At 49.4% G+C, this 16,514-nt stretch carries 11 protein-coding genes; 10 read left to right on the top strand and 1 reads right to left on the bottom strand.

What is annotated here, in order from left to right; all coding sequences use genetic code 11:
• Positions 1-11: 11 nt before the first annotated feature.
• Together TX85_RS15880 and TX85_RS15875 are read left to right on the top strand one after the other, a co-directional pair.
• Positions 12-1,016, top strand: a complete 1,005-nt coding sequence (locus tag TX85_RS15880; RefSeq protein WP_044480506.1) for an HD-GYP domain-containing protein — start codon at positions 12-14, stop codon at positions 1,014-1,016.
• 183 nt (positions 1,017-1,199) lie between these two features.
• Positions 1,200-2,165 (top strand): GGDEF domain-containing protein, encoded by a 966-nt coding sequence (locus tag TX85_RS15875; protein WP_158297343.1) that lies wholly within the window; start codon positions 1,200-1,202, stop codon positions 2,163-2,165.
• A gap of 22 nt (positions 2,166-2,187) precedes the next feature.
• Here the strand turns inward: TX85_RS15875 and udk are convergent, their stop codons facing one another.
• Complete coding sequence (gene udk / locus TX85_RS15870) at positions 2,188-2,823, bottom strand: uridine kinase (RefSeq protein WP_044480505.1); 636 nt, start codon at positions 2,821-2,823, stop codon at positions 2,188-2,190.
• A gap of 250 nt (positions 2,824-3,073) precedes the next feature.
• On the opposite strand from udk, the gene TX85_RS15865 reads away from it, so the two are divergent.
• The 8 genes from TX85_RS15865 to TX85_RS15830 all read left to right on the top strand — a co-directional run bounded on the left by TX85_RS15865 (position 3,074) and on the right by TX85_RS15830 (position 16,494).
• Positions 3,074-4,798 carry a methyl-accepting chemotaxis protein gene (locus TX85_RS15865; protein ID WP_044480504.1) on the top strand — a complete coding sequence of 575 codons (1,725 nt, stop codon included), beginning with the start codon at positions 3,074-3,076 and terminating at the stop codon, positions 4,796-4,798.
• 329 nt (positions 4,799-5,127) lie between these two features.
• Positions 5,128-6,255 carry a threonine aldolase family protein gene (locus TX85_RS15860; protein ID WP_044480862.1) on the top strand — a complete coding sequence of 376 codons (1,128 nt, stop codon included), beginning with the start codon at positions 5,128-5,130 and terminating at the stop codon, positions 6,253-6,255.
• A 102-nt stretch (positions 6,256-6,357) separates the two neighbouring features.
• Entirely contained in the window at positions 6,358-7,776 is a 1,419-nt protein-coding gene (pyk, locus tag TX85_RS15855) for a pyruvate kinase (RefSeq protein WP_044480503.1), read from the top strand.
• A 329-nt stretch (positions 7,777-8,105) separates the two neighbouring features.
• Entirely contained in the window at positions 8,106-9,500 is a 1,395-nt protein-coding gene (locus TX85_RS15850; RefSeq protein ID WP_071784212.1) for an aldehyde dehydrogenase, read from the top strand.
• 31 nt (positions 9,501-9,531) lie between these two features.
• Positions 9,532-10,419, top strand: coding sequence for an aldo/keto reductase (locus TX85_RS15845; RefSeq protein WP_044480502.1), 888 nt, complete (start codon positions 9,532-9,534; stop codon positions 10,417-10,419).
• 1,524 nt (positions 10,420-11,943) lie between these two features.
• Positions 11,944-13,362 (top strand): helix-turn-helix domain-containing protein, encoded by a 1,419-nt coding sequence (locus TX85_RS15840; RefSeq protein WP_233500768.1) that lies wholly within the window; start codon positions 11,944-11,946, stop codon positions 13,360-13,362.
• A 252-nt stretch (positions 13,363-13,614) separates the two neighbouring features.
• A complete protein-coding gene (locus tag TX85_RS15835; RefSeq protein ID WP_233500767.1) occupies positions 13,615-13,776 on the top strand; it encodes an aspartyl-phosphate phosphatase Spo0E family protein in 162 nt (53 codons plus the stop codon).
• Positions 13,777-13,956: 180 nt separating this feature from the next.
• Positions 13,957-16,494 (top strand): beta-mannosidase, encoded by a 2,538-nt coding sequence (locus TX85_RS15830; RefSeq protein ID WP_044480499.1) that lies wholly within the window; start codon positions 13,957-13,959, stop codon positions 16,492-16,494.
• Positions 16,495-16,514: the final 20 nt, after the last annotated feature.

The raw sequence follows: 16,514 nt of genomic DNA, 5'->3' as shown, positions 1-16,514 counted from the left end.
GGGGAACTTCCATGATGAAATTTGTCGGAAAAAAGGTTAGGGATGATATAGTCAGTGATTTCGGTGTGACATTAGTCTCTGCGGGAAGTATGCTTGATGAGGAATTGATCGGGCTGTTGGGGAATCATCAGGTTGATCTGTATAGCCTGGAGCTTCTGGATTCCGGGCCGAGACCGGTCATTAATTTTGTGGATCAGGCCGTGCTGCGATCCAAAGAATTATTCGAGTCCATTGGGCTGACAGGCAAGGTGCCTGTGGAGGATATCAAGGGAGAGGTGATCCCTCTCGTCCTGCAGGTCTCGCAGCACTCCAATCTGTTCCAGCTCTTCGAATCCGTGAAGGCTGTCGATGAGTATACCTATCAGCATAATATCGGAGTCGGCATCCTGTCGACGCTTATTGGCAGATGGATGGAGCTGCCGGATGAGGAACTGGAGATCCTGTCTCTGGCTGGAACGCTGCATGATGTAGGCAAGGTGTACATATCGGGTGATATCCTTAACAAGCCGGGTAAACTGACGAAAGAGGAGTACGAGCAGGTCAAGCGGCATGCCCAGTTCGGCTATGATTTGCTGTGCCAGGTCCCCCACTTGGATCCTCGCATTCCGCTCGCCGCGCTTCAGCACCATGAACGCAATGATGGCCGGGGCTATCCGTTTGGAGCAAAAGAGCATGACATTGAGCTGTTCAGCAAAATCATTGCGGTAGCTGACATTTTCCATGCCATGTCCTCCCGGCGCTCCTACCATGAGCCAAGAGCATTTTATGAGATTGCAGATCAGATGAGAGACGACAGCTTTGGCCTGCTAGACCCGATGGTTGTCACTTTGTTCCTGGATAAAGTAATGGAGAAGCTGATCGGCGAGACGGTGCTGCTGACAGATGGACATCACGGTGAAGTCATTAGCTTGAATCCGCATCAGCCGTTGGCTCCGCTCGTGAAGGTCGGAGAAGAATTCATCGACTTGAGCCGAAGAACGGACATACATATTAAAAGTATTTTTATACCCGCTTAATATCGGGCTGCAGGGAGAAATGAGATGATAGCAAAAGTCCCGCTTCTGGCGGACAGCAGGAAAATATATAGAAAAGTCATAACTACATATTGGATGATATTGTTTCTTTCTCTCTTGGCAGAATGGCTTGGGGCTCTATTGTGGGCAGAAGGAAGAATTGAACGGTTAGACTTGGGGTATCTCATGGAGAGAATTATTGTGCCCACACTGGTCCAGCTAGCAATTATCGGGACGAATGAGCTCTTGTATTATCGTTCCTTGGAGAAGCCGGAATGGGTCGTGCTTAGCGGGACGCTGATCGCGGCCGCCTTAATGATTGGCAATCAGGGCTTGCATCTGGAATATATTCTGGTGCTTCCGATCCTGATCTCTCTGTTTTTTTTCAGGAAAAGACTGCTTTACTTGGCATTTGCAGCGAACTTGTTAACCTTCTTCCTCATTTATTACGGCTATTCCGAGTTCAGAACGATCATGACCCCTTATGATCTTTGCATCTTTTTCGCTATAATGATCGGCATTCTGTATATTGCGCTGCAGATTATTGGGCAAGGCAAACAAATGATTGCTGATTTCATGCGCATGATGACCTCGGAGCAGGATTTGGTGGTGAAGAATGCGGTCATGGACCGGCTGGCCAAGATTGATGCGCTGACCGATTTATACAACCATAAGACGCTGCATGAATATTTGGAGCAACTGATCGAGCAAAGCAACAATAACGTCATGCCCTTGCAGCTGGCGATCATGGACATTGATAACTTCAAGAGTGTGAATGATACGTACGGTCATGCTGTGGGAGACGCAGTGTTGAGCCGGGTAGCCCAGGCGATAAAGGATTCATTGTCCCAGAATGAGATCATTGCAAGATATGGCGGTGAGGAATTCGTCGTCATTTTTCCCGGCAAGACCTTGTTCGAAGCCTGTCAGGAAATGGAGCGGACCCGGGAGCTTATTTATTCTATAGCGCATGAAGAGATGAAAGGGAGCCGAATTTCGGTCAGCATTGGCGTGGCGGAGCATGTGAGCGGCAAGTCCAGCTCTGCCTTGTTCGAGGAAGCGGATGCTTGTCTGTATTATGCAAAAAAACACGGCAAGAACCAGATGGTGGCGAAGCAGCATGCCAGAAAGTCATCCAGTTCTTCCGTGTAGCTGTATAACAGCAGGCTGCGGGCTAGATTTCCGGCCAGTTTCCGCTGCCTGACAAATATTTCTCCGTTAAGATCGAGAGTAATTGAATACCTACCTCATTATGTCCTCCTTCGGGGATGATGAGGTCCGCATATTTTTTGGATGGCTCAATAAAAGCTTCATGCATTGGCTTGACGGTGGCCAGGTATTGCTGATGAATGGAATGGATAGAGCGTCCTCTTTCCTCCATGTCCCGCAGCACGCGGCGAAGGAGCCGGACATCGGAATCGGTATCGACGAACACTTTAATATTGAGCATATTCCGCAGCTTCTCATCATAAAGGACGAATAATCCTTCGACGATCGCGATCCGGTTTGGCTTCAGCACGATGTTCTCCGTAGTGGAACGGGTATGATTGGTGAAGTCATATACCGGTGCCGCCGCAGTTTGCCTATTCCTCAGCATCAACAAATGCTCGATCAGCAATTCATTGTCAAAAGCAAAGGGATGGTCATAGTTCGTTAGAACCCGCTGATCCATCGTCAAATGCGACTGATCCTTATAATAGTTATCTTGTGAGATGAATGTAACCTTATCCGGCCCTAGCTGCTCGATCACGGAGCGGGCCACTGTCGTTTTTCCAGAGCCGGTGCCGCCGGCGATACCGATAATTAGCATGGTGATTCGAATAACCCCCTAGGTATTTTCCCGTTGAACATTTTCGTATTGTAGCATAGTAAGCGACATTTTTCACCCTCATTGATCAAGTCCAAGGCATTCATGTCGAATGAACGTTCACCGGGCCATTCCCTGGGGAAATCTCAGAAATTTGCTTGAAATCCATGTCAAAATCCATAGAAAATTCACATGCTGTGTAGTAATATTGTCCTATAAATCCAATTACTACATATAAATGGGGGTCGTTCGCTTGCTGCATAGTCTGAAGTGGAAACTGATTGTCTTTTTTACTTCACTGCTGCTTATTTCCGGAGCCGTGCTTACGTATACCGTATACAATTCCTCCGAGAAATTGCTCATGAACTCGATTGGCACGCAAGCATTAAAGGTTGCTGAGCATGCGGCAGCTATGGTGGAGACGGAGCAATACAAGACGATTGCTGATGAAGGCGAATCTGCGGTCTATTATCGTACGCTTCGCGAACAAATGAGCGCAGTCAGAGAGGCTAATGGACTGGATTATCTGTATATTATGCACCGTCGGGATACGGGCGGATCCTACGAATATTACTATGTTGTTGACGGAGCGGCATTGGACGCGCCGGATGAGGAAGTATCGGGCTTTGGGGAAGTAGAGACGGAGTCCTACCCGTCCTTGGAGGCGGTCTATGACAGCAAGCAGCCGCAGTTGGGAGAGATGACGTCCTCAGAGGAATATGGAGAGACAATGACCTCCTACGTACCGATTCTCGACGCTAACGGAGAAATTCTCGGTGTCATGAGCGCCGATTACAATGCTTCGGAGGCGTATGCTTTGCTTCACGGCACACGCAGCCGGATCATATGGATTTCGGTCGGCATTCTGGCAGCTGCATTAATCCTTACGCTCTTAATGGCTCGCTCGCTGATTAATCCATTGATCCGTATGAAGCGTGATATGCACAAGGTGCAGACGGGTGAACTGGGCGTGAAGACTGAAGTTCTGGGCAAAGGCGAGATTGCGGATCTAGGGCAGTCCTTCAACCGGATGTCCGAGGACCTGAGCTCCATGATCCTTGGCATTAAAGACAGCTCGGGAATGATCGGAGATTCCGCCCAGGTTCTATTCAATAATGTCGGTAAATCCCGCAAGCTTGGCGAGAGCATTTACAGTCTTTCGGTTGAGGTCTCTGAGGGTGCGGATATTCAGCGTAAGGCTGCGGAGGATACTTCGAGAGCCATGGATGAGGTTGGCTCGGGCGTACAGCGGGTAGCGGCATCTTCAGCGCTTGTCGCCGAGAGCTCCGCCAAGGCGGCCAGCATGGCGGAGCAGGGCTCTATCGCAGTCAAGCATACTGTTAAGCAGATGGATAAAATCCACAACGCAACAAAACGGGTAGTCGAAGATATTGATGCAGTAGCCGAAAAATCGGAGGAAATGAGCGAGATCATCGAGGCGATCCAGGACATTTCAGCTCAGACCAATCTTCTGGCATTGAATGCCTCCATCGAGGCCGCTCGTGCGGGCGAGCATGGCAGAGGCTTTGCCGTTGTCGCAGACCAGATCCGCAAGCTGGCGAACCAGTCCGGCAACTCCACCCTGCGAATTGCAGAGCTGATTAATGAGACGATTCAAGGCGTGGAGCGTGCAGTAGAGGCTGCAAGACAGGAGTATATTGAGGTTGAAGCGGGCAGAAGCGTGGCTCAGGCCGCAGGGGAAGCCTTCCAGCTTATTCAGCAGGAAGTGAATGTGGTGGCAGGAGAAGCGCAGGAATTTACTGCTGTCGCTGAAGAAATCGCCGCTGCAGCGGAGGAGGTGGCTGCTTCCGTTGAGGAGATTTCGCGGCTGTCCGGCAGAGCTTTCTCCTCGGCAGAGCAGATGACCAGCGCTGTGGCAGAGCAGGACCAGGCCGGAGAGGCAACCTGGTCCTCCCTGACCGAGCTTCAGGAGAAAGGGAAGCAGCTTGAACGGTTGACGGAGCGTTTTAAAGCGTAGACTTGGGGGTGCTGGATCGCCTCCCGGCTGGAGCAACAGCGGGAACGCTGGAGGGTTATAGCGATGCAGCGAACATCGCCGATTATGCCGAGCCTGCACAAATTTTGTATAACCTGCTAACAAAATAGGACGCACTCAAATTGCATAAGCATAAGTGAGTATTGTCTATCGAGATCCGGGCCTTGGGCAGCACGCTGCTATCAGGCCCGGATTTTTTGTATGGGCAGGTATTGCTCTAAATCATGATCTCCCTTGGAACCGATGCCCGTCTTCTTTATACTGGAGTCAGAATGGAAGAATGCCTGAGACGGGAAGGAGCTTATTTAACGATGAACGAGCCAAAAGATCAAGAGGAACGTGTAACTTCAATACAACAAAGCCTGGCCGATGCTTTTAATACGGCGCAATACCGCTTGTCCGGTCATGGTCCAAGGAAGGTAGAGGTTTTAAAGCGTGCATTCGAGGGGATTTCCGGTGATATGGACAGCGATATGTACGGTAAAGGCGAGACTATTGAACAATTTCAGCGGGAAATGGCGGAGTATTTGGGCAAGGAGAGTTCGGTGTTCTTTCCAAGCGGGACTATGGCCCAACAGATTGCCCTGCGGATTTGGTGTGACCGGGCGGACAATAAGCGGGTTGCTTACCATCCTCTGTGCCACCTGGAGATTCACGAGGAGGATGGACTCAAGGAACTGCATGGCATTAAGCCCATTCTGTTGGCGGACAGCGGACGCCTGATCAAGCTGGAGGATGTGAAGTCATTGGCCGAACCGGTCGCATGCCTGCTTCTCGAGCTGCCGCAACGCGAGATCGGCGGGCAATTGCCGGCGTATACCGAGTTAGAGGCTATTTCTGCCTATTGCCGCAGCAAGGGAATCAGGCTTCACTTGGATGGAGCAAGACTGTTTGAAATTCTGCCCTACTACAACAAGACGGCTGCCGAGGTATGTGCGCTGTTCGATAGTGTCTATATTTCCTTCTACAAGACGATCGGCGGGTTGGCCGGGGCGATTCTGGCCGGCGAATCACAGTTTACTGAGGAATCGAAGGTGTGGAAACGGCGCCATGGCGGAGATTTGATCAGTCTGTACCCTTATATTTTGAGCAGTAAATATTATTTTGAGGAACGTATTGGCAAGATGGAGCAGTATTACCGGGAGGCTGTTGAACTGGCAGCCCGTTTTGAGGCTTGTCCAAGGGTGTCCGTATGTCCCTCGGTTCCGGTATCAAATATGTTCCATATCCACTTTGCAGCGCCGAAGGAGAAGATGGAGCAGTTGCTCTGTTTGGTGTACGAGAAGAGTGGAGTGGGGCTGACGGGCAACCTGCGGGAAGCTGAAGGCGGGGAGTCCTGCTCTTTCGAATTTAGTGTCGGCGATCAGGCAGCTCATGTGCCGGCTGAACGGATCGATGAAATGTTTCGCCAGTTGGCTGATTTATCCGCGTCAATATAAACATGCAGGGCAAACCTCCTCTTCAGGGTATATAGAATATGTAGAGAAGCACAGACTGTGTAGTATTGTTCCATTACTGATGACCGGAAAGGAATTGATACGATGCTGCGTACAAAAATGATTTGCACACTCGGCCCTGCATGCGAATCCCTGGAGACCATTAAGGATATGATTCGGGGCGGAATGACGGTAGGCAGACTTAATATGGCACATGGCGAGCCGGAGGAGCATATTCGGCGGATTCAACTAGTCAGACAGGCGGCGAAGGACTTGGGGACATTTGTGCCGATCATGATGGACATCAAGGGGCCGGAGGTACGGATCGGCAGGTTGAAGGAAGCCTCCTGCCAATTAATTGCCGGCGAGGAGATCGTGCTGACGACGGAAATCCTCAACGGGGATTGCCATCGGGTATCCGTGAATTATCCGGAACTGCCTCAGGTGATGCAGGAGCATGATCGGATTCTGATCGATGACGGACTGATTGAGCTAAAAGTGATTGCAGTCGAAGGGAGCACTGAAATCCGCTGTCTTATTGTCAGCGGGGGGATGCTGAAGCCGCGCAAGGGAGTTAATCTGCCAGGCATACGAACGACGCTGCCAGGTGTTACGGAGCGGGACATCGCACATATTGCCTTTGGTGTGGAGAACGAGATTGAGATGATCGCTGTGTCTTTTGTGAGAAAGGGTGACGACATCAGGCAGGTCCGAAATATTCTGGAGAATAGCGGGGCTGGTCATGTCCAGATTATCTCCAAGATAGAGAACGAGGAAGGAATTCGAGCTTTGGACGACATCATTGAAGCCTCGGACGGCATCATGGTGGCCCGCGGCGATCTTGGTGTAGAAGTGCCTGTCGAGCAGGTGCCGATGATGCAGAAGGAAATGATCGATAAGTGCAACATGGCGGGCAAGCCGGTCATCGTGGCTACACACATGCTGGAATCAATGCAGCTCAACCCTCGCCCGACTCGGGCGGAGGTGAGCGATGTGTTCAATGCGGTGATCCAGGGAGCGGATGTAGTGATGCTGTCGGGGGAATCGGCGGCCGGCAAATATCCGGTACAATCGGTTCAGACGATGGCCAGGATAGCGCAGCAAGCGGAAGGTGCCATCGACTACCGGGAACAGTTCAGCCTTCGAAGAAGCCAGCATACCGCCAATATTACCGAGGTCGTGAGCCAAAGTGCGGTCAGCGCTTCCCTGGAGCTGGATGCCAAAGCGATTCTGACATCGACGCAGAGCGGGTTCACGGCACGGATGGTATCGAAATATCGTCCAAAGGCGCCGATCCTGGCTATTACTCATAATCCTCACGTATTGGCGAAGGTGTGCCTGCTGTCAGGTGTATTTCCATTTCAGGGACCGTCTGTATCGACTACGGATGAAATGTTCCGCGCGGCCATCGAGACGGCAGTTCAAAGCGGTTATGTGAATAAGGGTGATACCGTAGTTCTGTCTGCCGGACTGCCCCTCGGTCAACCGGGCACCACGAACCTGCTGCAAATCCAGCAGGCTTAATATATCGAAGAGCAAGCTGCCGGCAGCTTGCTTTAGCAAATTCATATTCAAACCGGTCTCCCGGAATACCGCACAGCCATTTAAGCATGTCTGGCGAATATCCGCGGAGGCCTGTTTGCGTATCATGAAGACCGCTGCCGGTCATCAGGGCATACACGCTTGAGGCATAGGGCCATATTACTTGGCCTATCTGAAAAGAACTGAACGCAAACGGAAAGCGTGCTTAATCTTTCAATCGCTTGCTTTCGTAAGGCCAGGTTGCATACACTTAGGGAAGGTGGTTTTGTATAACAACGAAGGGTCTAATCCTATACCAAGGAGGAGCAAGCATGGGAACGGCTGAGTGGACAAGGGAGGCAGTGGGAGAAGTGATAGCTTCGCAGCAAGCTTTCATTGCTGCCGGCGGCACCAGAACCCTGGAATTCCGCAGAGCGCAGCTTCACAAGCTTAAAGAGGCTGTGAAAAGTCATGAATCGGCGATCCGAGAGGCGCTGCTTCAGGATTTAGGCAAATCCGAATTTGAGGGCTACATGACGGAAATCGGATATTTATATGATACGATCAGCTATACTCTCAAGCATTTGAGACGCTGGATGAGACCACAGCGCGTCAAGACACCGCTGGTTCACTTCGGCTCGAAAAGCGCCGTTTACCGTGAGCCCTATGGCTCGGTGCTGATTATCGGACCGTTCAACTACCCGTTCATGCTGATGCTTGATCCGTTGGTCGGAGCGCTTGCTGCCGGGAATTGTGCGGTGCTCAAGCCGTCGGAATATACTCCGCATGTCTCAGCCGTCATTGCGAAGATGATCTCTGCTCATTTCAACCCGGATATCATTCAAGTGATCGAAGGCGGGAAAGAGACGACCTCAGAGCTGATTCACGCTCCGTTCGATATGATCTTCTTTACCGGCAGTCCGCAGATTGGCAAGGTGGTCATGAAGGCCGCGGCAGAGCATTTGGTGCCTGTAGTTCTGGAGCTGGGCGGAAAGAGTCCATGCATTGTCGATGCAGATGCTGACTTGGAGCTTGCAGCCAAGCGGATCATTTGGGGAAAGTTCGTCAATATGGGGCAGACCTGTGTGGCGCCGGATTATGTTTTGGCCCATCGAGCTATTAAACAAGCCTTGATCGAGAAGCTGAAGCAACAGATCACCGCCTTCTATGGTGAGACTCCCCAAAGGAGTCCTGACCTTGGGCGAATTGTGAATGAACGGCACTGGGATAGGCTTCACGGACTGTTGGATGCCGAGAAGGTGGTCGCAGGAGGAACCGGCAACAGAGAAGAGCTATATCTTGCTCCCACAATCATGGACGGAGTTACATGGGAGGATCCGGTCATGCAGGAGGAGATTTTCGGGCCTATTCTGCCTATACTGGAGATGGATAGTCTGGATCAGGCCATACAGATGATCAATTGTCGTCCCAAGCCGCTGGCATTATATCTTTTCACCAAAAGCAAGCATGCAGAGCACGAAGTGTTAGGCCGGGTATCCTTTGGCGGAGGATGCGTGAATGATGTGTTGATGCATCTGGCGACCCCCTATTTGCCCTTTGGCGGGGTTGGAAACTCGGGGATGGGCTCGTATCACGGCCATTACAGCTTTGAGGCGTTTTCTCACCGGAAGGGTGTGCTGCACAAGTCAACAAGCTTTAATCCGGACATGATGTATCCGCCTTATACTCCGAAGAAGCTGCAGCTTGTCAGACGTTTTCTGAAATAATCTTAATCCCAGATGAACAGGAGGAGTTCAAATGAAATATCGTAGACTTGGCAAGACAGAGCTGGAGGTGTCCGTGGTTGGCATCGGAACCTGGCAGTTTGGAGGAGAATGGGGAATCCAGTTCGATCAGAAGGATGTGGATTCCATTCTGGATAAGGGCCAGGAGCTTGGAATCAATCTGATTGATACGGCAGAATGCTATGGAGACCATCTCTCGGAATCGCTGATTGGAGATTATCTGTCCCGGCGCAAACGGGAGGACTGGATCGTAGCTACGAAGTTCGGGCATCATTTCCATGAACGCTTTACCAGAACCGATGTATTTGGAGCGAAGGAAGTATTGGAGCAACTGGACAAGTCTCTTAAAGCACTGCGTACGGACTATATTGATGTCTATCAATTCCACTCCGGTCCGGATGCGGTATTTGATAATGATGAACTGTGGACGGTACTGGACAAGCAGAAGCAGGCCGGGAAAATTCGCCATTTGGGCACTTCCATCGGGAACAATGATAACCTTCACCAGACGGATGCTTCGACCAAGGTCGGCTCCGAGGTCATCCAGGTTGTCTATAATCGATTGGATCGCGTTCCTGAGCAGCGGGTATTTCCGTCCTGTGAACGCCAGGATCTGGGCGTATTCGCACGGGTTCCGCTGGCGAGCGGTTATCTAAGCGGCAAATATAAGCCGGGCGCTGTATTCGACAGCACGGATGTCCGCCACCGGCATGACCCTGAGGCAACTCGCCGCAAGCTGGAAGAGGTGGAACGCATCGCTCAGACCGAGGTTCCGGAAGGCGTAGACATGGCTCAGTGGGCCTTGGCCTGGTGTCTTCGTCACCCGGCGGTCACCGCTGTCATTCCGGGCTGCAAGAATCCGGCTCAAGTCGAGGCCAATGCAGCTGCGGTTCAGCTTTAACATCAGAGGGCGAGTTAAGCGGGGCAACTCGCAAAAATAGTTAAACGTAAGAGGGCGAGTTAGATGGGGCAACGTGTGAAGGGGTGCTGCGATCACACTTCACACTTATGCCCTGATCGCCTTCGCCTTTGCAGTTCAACTGCAATGCAGTTTGCACATAGCTGAGCCACAGGCCGCATTGCAATAATTGCACTGCTATTAACTTACCTCCCTGCATACAAGCAGGAGATTAAGCACAGCCCTTGGGCTAAGCGCGAACTGCAGCTTGCGCGATGGTTTATGCACGACGCCAATGACCTGCCGCGCCTAAAGTTGCGCCTCCGCCTCACGATGCTCCGGTCTTGCGCCGAAACTTTGCCTGTCCTGCCAGTACTCAAATTTTCCTTCAAACTTTACTTGTCCACTGCCATTCTAGGTCTTGCTCCGAACTTCAATCGCCCCCAAGACGATATGAGCACCTCATTCCCTCATTCTGCTCATGCTCATCCGGTCGCAAGCTCATCTGGTCGCGATTTAGTGAAATTACTTCCCTTAAAATCTTCATTCGACACTCGAACCCACCTTTAGTGAAAAAACTTACCTTAGATCGCCAGTAACTAGCCAAACCCGCGTTTTAGTCAACTTTAAGTACAAAAAATTCACTATATTCGCATTTCTATCATTTTCACTGAATTTAAGGTAACTTTTTTCATTACATGCGTAATAGTCATATTTTCATGTAGTCGACCGATCCCGTCATACTGCGAAACACCGCGTGCTGGAAACTGCGCCCGGGTGCGAGGTGTACTCATGCGTACTTGGTCGGTATTTTGCAGAATCTACTGGAACAGCATTGCTTTGCGGATTGTTAAAATTGGGGCATCCCAATGATGACCCGATGTCGCACTGTTTGTAATGCATCAGGCATCAAGATGCTATGCTGAATGAACGAGCCTGTAGACTAGGTAAGTGACTCTGGTGCATTCTGCCATGCCTCAGACTTGCGGAGGGGCGTGTGGAGCTGCCTAAGTGCATTCGGCGGCGCAATACAATGCCGATCCAAAGAACTACGTAATAAGGGTATAAGTGTGAAGGTTGCTGCAGAAACGGAGTGTTCGCCTTTGTGAGCGGATTTCTTCCTTGTTATGGCTTAGTAAATCAAGGAATCCGCGAACAACAGCGATCGTAAGCAACCTTCACACGTTACCCCCAGCACGCAGAATCATTGATCGCTTTATATTGGTTACTGGCTGTTGCTGCGCACTTGCAAGAAACTGCGACGAATGGAGCCTGGGATTATCTTCTGAAATAGCTCCTTTTCCGCAGAATAACGGGAAAATTGTCGAACCATATTACCTTTTATAACTATATATGCAATATTATGATAAATTTAAACATAATAACTAAAAAACTATTGATTTTTTACATAATTCATATTGACGAATCGAAAATACACGAATATAATTCCATATATATACATCATATTCTAGATTCTGGATGAAGAGTTTTGAGGCCTATATGCGAGATTCCGGGGGTGATAGCCATTTGATTTCCACAACCACGATTCGCGCAGAAATTGAAGATCACATCAAGCGGAGGGGGACAACCCTTCATCAGTTTGCGGAACTTGCGGAAGTGAATGTCGGAACCTTAAGCGGCATTATCAGTGGAAATCGACCAATTTCAGTAGGACAGTTGGATCGAATCACCACAGTTATGGGGTTTCCGGAAGGGCATTTCTACGATTTGTATGTCAATGAATGCCTGATTCCACCCGGTGCCCATTGGCGGCGTCTTAGACCTTTTTTGCTTCGATGCGCCGAGCTGGAGAGATACGACTGTCTCAAGCAAGTGTTGAACTGTTTGTTGGAGGACTTGAAGCAAATTGGCGGTATTTATGATACGGCCGAGATGATGTTCAGCGAAGGCTGGAAGCAAGCCGCTTCTCTTTTGTATGAAAGCGTCATCGAATGCGAGAGATCCAATCACTCCGAACGGCTGGCTATGAGCTACTTCAGGCTGTATCAAATTTTTCAGAACGACGTCATTAAAGGATTCAAGGCTGCGATGCAATTTTTGCCTTACAGGTATCGCGTGCCTGAAGCCATCTCTCTGGATGGCTTGCTGATGCTGACCGAGACTTATGCAGTCAGGCTGGATTGGGCAGAGGTTGAGAATTATGCCTGTGAACTTAGGACGTTGGCCAGAGTGATGTATGACAAGAAAATATGGAAAGACCCCGAATTCACCCCTGTGAAATCGCTCGTCTATTACTATGGGAAAGCCGCATTATATATTGCTGGTGCCTATGAGTATCGGGGACGATACGAGGAATCCCGAAAATGGATTGACGAGTATGCAGATCTGAGTTGGTTTGAAGGCTTGGATGAGGCGGGGAAAGCAGAGATTGAACAACTAAAAATCTTTGCAAGGGCAAACTTTATTTGCTTGGATATCAAATCCGGCAATCGCTCAAGAATTCCGGAATATATTGAATTTTTGGAGCAGCATCCGGATGAGATTGTTGAAGGATTGATTACTTTAGTAGAGTCGGCAAATCGCCATCATTTTTTTGTCGATGATGCCATCACTAGATTTTCAAGCCAGATTGAGAAATACCGGCTTACCGGCAAGGATCGTTGGCTATCCAGCAGATTGAGTACAGATGATAACACCAAGGCACCTCCTTACTATTTCAGATACTCTGTCTTTTTTCAGGATTATGCCCTGTATAATTTCAGAAAAGGTCTGTTTCGGGAAGGGATTAAGGATATTTTATACAGCATGAGAGTGTCCCTAAAATTGAGCAGCAAGGATCTACTTACTAATAGCATGGCGATCTTTGAGCTTTACAGGCAGTATGCTTCAGAGGCACAGTGCAAGGAATATTCTAAACTTTGTAGAGAGGTGTGGGAAAATGAAAAAGAAAATATCTTGGGTGGTTTCGGCTTCGCTTATGTTTAGTTTCGCGGTAGTAGGTTCGAATGTTATTACAACTTTTATGCATGGTTGGGGCTAAGCAGTTCAGTTAATCAAATAAGCTTAAGAATGGGATTGGCAACCAGCCAATCCCATTTCCTTCCTATCAGAAAAGGTTTGATTTCAAAATTTGGGATATTTTATCAGTTGCAAAATGTTTCAATATGCAGTTTTTAGCAACAATGACTAATATATTCATAGGGTGAGAAACTTATGAATAATAAGGAGCATATGAAGATGACTATTGAGAAGGAGCGACAGAAGCTCAATCAATTGGCTGAGCAATACGGGGTTCGCCATAAAGCTGTTCTTCATCAATCCATGCTGTTGGATACATTAATTAATAAATACAATAAGATCAAATATGATGATTTAAAAAGAAAGCAGCCGATTGCATGAGAAAACAATTAATCATTCTTAATGGATATCGAAGGGAATACTAACAAGAGCCGTGCCTATATGAGGACATGGCTCTTGTTATTTTTATTATACAATAATTTTGTTATAATGATAGAATAACAAAACAATAACAAATGTATAAGATAGTTATTATTTCACCAGAAGGAGCTGCTTTATAAGATGCTAGAGCTTAAGTTGAAGGATTGGCAATTTAGAGCATGTGATGAATCGAGATGGTATCCGGCGATTGTACCTGGAAATGTGCATACGGATCTGCTGCGGAATGAACTCATTCCTGATCCGTTCTTTGGGACGAATGAGCATGATCTGCAATGGATTGATAAGAAGGATTGGGAATATGAGACGGTCCTTTCACTTCCTCCGGCTTGGCAGGAGCAGGAACGGGTGGAGCTTTCCTTCGACGGGTTGGACACCTATGCAGATGTCTATGTGAACGGGACTCAAGTGTTGTCGGCCGACAATATGTTTCGTGCCTGGTCGGTTCCGGTAAAGGATGTTCTTCAGGCTGGAGATAACAAGATCAGGATCAGATTCCGCTCTCCGGTAAATGAGGATCTGCCCAAATTGGAGGCGCTGGGTTATAGTCTTCCGGCGGCAAATGACCAATCTGAATTGGGCGGTCTCGGCGATCGCCGGGTTAGCGTTTTTGCCCGTAAAGCGCCCTATCATTATGGTTGGGACTGGGGCCCGCGCTTCGTGACTAGCGGGATCTGGAGAGAAGCAAGGCTGGAGGCGTGGTCAGGTCCGAGAATAACAGATTTATTTATCCGGCAAAATGAGATTTCATCTGAGAAGGCTCGGTTGACAGCGGTTGTGGAAGTGGATGTGACAGCCGATTGGCAAGGCACGCTTGAGATTCGAACGGAAGAACTGAACTGGAAGAAGGAGCTTACTTTGAATTCGGGGATTCAGACCGTTGAAGTGGAGCTTGAGATCAGCGAACCGCGTCTGTGGTGGTGCAACGGTCTTGGAAGTCCGGAACGATACGCATTTGAAGCAAGCTTGAAGCAGGATGCAAAGGAGATTGCCGCTCGTTCCGTAACAACTGGGCTGCGCTCGATCAAGCTGATACGGGAGAAGGACGAGGCGGGGGTCTCGTTCCGCTTTGAATTAAATGGAGTTTCCGTCTTTGCCAAGGGAGCCAATCATATTCCTAACGACAGCTTCATTCCCGATGTCACGGAGGCCCGTTATCGCCGGGAGATTGAATCTGCAGTTCGCTCCAATATGAACATGCTCCGCATTTGGGGCGGGGGATTTTATGAAGAGAATATTTTCTACGAGCTGTGTGATGAGCACGGCATTCTGGTCTGGCAAGACTTTATGTTTGCCTGCAGCATGTACCCTGGTGATGAAGATTTCCTCCAGAGTATAAAGGGCGAAGCGGAATATAATGTGGTTCGCCTGCGCAATCATCCTTGTATTGCTCTTTGGTGCGGTAACAATGAGATCGATTCGGCTTGGGCTCATTATGTGGAAGACGGCGGCTGGGGCTGGAAGAAGGACTATACTTTAGAGCAACGGGAGAAAATCTGGGCTGATTATGAAGCTATATTCCATGATCTGCTTCTAGAGGTAGTAGAACGTCTTGGCGGAGGGATTGATTACTGGCCATCATCGCCAATCCGGGAAGTAACCGGGGATCAGCGGCAGCATGCGACTACGGTAACCGGTGAAGGAGACATTCATTATTGGGGAGTATGGCATGCGGTAGAGCCCTTCTCCAATTATAACGAGCGTGTCGGACGCTTTATGAGCGAATATGGCTTTCAGTCGTTCCCTGAGCTGTCTTCGGTCCTGAAATACGCAGACCGGGATCAGCTTGAGCTGGAGTCGAAGGTGATGCTTGCTCATCAGAAGAACGGCCAAGGGAATCGGCTGATCAAGCAATATATGGATCAATATTTGCCGGAGCCGAAAGACTTTATTTCTTTTCTGTATATGAGCCAGGTGCTTCAGGCAGAGGCGATCCAGACGGCAATTGAGGCCCATCGGAAGCGCAAGCCCTATTGCATGGGTACCCTGTACTGGCAGATGAATGATTGCTGGCCGGTTGCATCCTGGGCAGGGATTGATTACTACGGAAGATGGAAGTCCCTGCAATACACCGTGCGGCGCGGATTTGCAGAAGTGATTTTATCTGTGGACAGCGATGTGAACGGAGAAATTAAGGTGCATGCGGTATCAGACCGTCAAAGCCCGGTACAAGGGGAGCTGAAGCTGGCTTTATATGATTTTAATGGGGAACTGCTTGCATCGAGAGCGCAATCCATTGCAATGCCGGCCGATTCTGCACGGGTAATCTTTACGCTGCCGGTCTCTGACCTGTTAGGCGGGGCAGATCCGAAATCGGTTATCCTGCTCGCTACACTTGAAGAGAACGGTGCCGAGATTGCCAAGGCGCATGCTTACTTTGCTCCAGGCCGTGACATTTCCTGGCCTAAGGCCTCGGTGACCATTCGGGAGGAAGCAGGCAGCGAGGGAACTCGTTATATCGTTGAGACAACGGCTGTAGCTAGACAGGTAAGGCTGCATACGGAGACGGAAGGGGTCTTCTCTGACAATTACTTTGATCTGATTCCAGGCCTTCCGGTCACGGTTGAATTCTATCGTAGCGAAGAGAGCGACGGCCCGATTTATCGTCCTGGTACTGCAGGTGAAGTGACGGTTACGTCGATGTGTGATTATATTGTTTGATCGAATAGAATAGATGCAAT

Source organism: Paenibacillus antibioticophila (genome assembly GCF_000455265.1).
GTDB classification, from domain to species: Bacteria; Bacillota; Bacilli; order Paenibacillales; family Paenibacillaceae; genus Fontibacillus; species Fontibacillus antibioticophila.
Note: the sequence above shows the minus strand (reverse complement) of the source record. Positions and strands in the feature narration are given on the sequence as shown.

Excerpts from the sequence above, each read along its gene's own strand:
- TX85_RS15880 (WP_044480506.1), top strand. The coding sequence starts at position 12 with ATGATGAAATTTGTCGGAAAAAAGGTTAGGGATGATATAGTCAGTGAT.
- TX85_RS15875 (WP_158297343.1), top strand. The coding sequence starts at position 1,200 with ATGGAGAGAATTATTGTGCCCACACTGGTCCAGCTAGCAATTATCGGG.
- udk (WP_044480505.1), bottom strand. The coding sequence starts at position 2,823 with ATGCTAATTATCGGTATCGCCGGCGGCACCGGCTCTGGAAAAACGACA.
- TX85_RS15860 (WP_044480862.1), top strand. The coding sequence starts at position 5,128 with ATGAACGAGCCAAAAGATCAAGAGGAACGTGTAACTTCAATACAACAA.
- pyk (WP_044480503.1), top strand. The coding sequence starts at position 6,358 with ATGCTGCGTACAAAAATGATTTGCACACTCGGCCCTGCATGCGAATCC.
- TX85_RS15850 (WP_071784212.1), top strand. The coding sequence starts at position 8,106 with ATGGGAACGGCTGAGTGGACAAGGGAGGCAGTGGGAGAAGTGATAGCT.
- TX85_RS15845 (WP_044480502.1), top strand. The coding sequence starts at position 9,532 with ATGAAATATCGTAGACTTGGCAAGACAGAGCTGGAGGTGTCCGTGGTT.
- TX85_RS15835 (WP_233500767.1), top strand. The coding sequence starts at position 13,615 with ATGACTATTGAGAAGGAGCGACAGAAGCTCAATCAATTGGCTGAGCAA.
- TX85_RS15830 (WP_044480499.1), top strand. The coding sequence starts at position 13,957 with ATGCTAGAGCTTAAGTTGAAGGATTGGCAATTTAGAGCATGTGATGAA.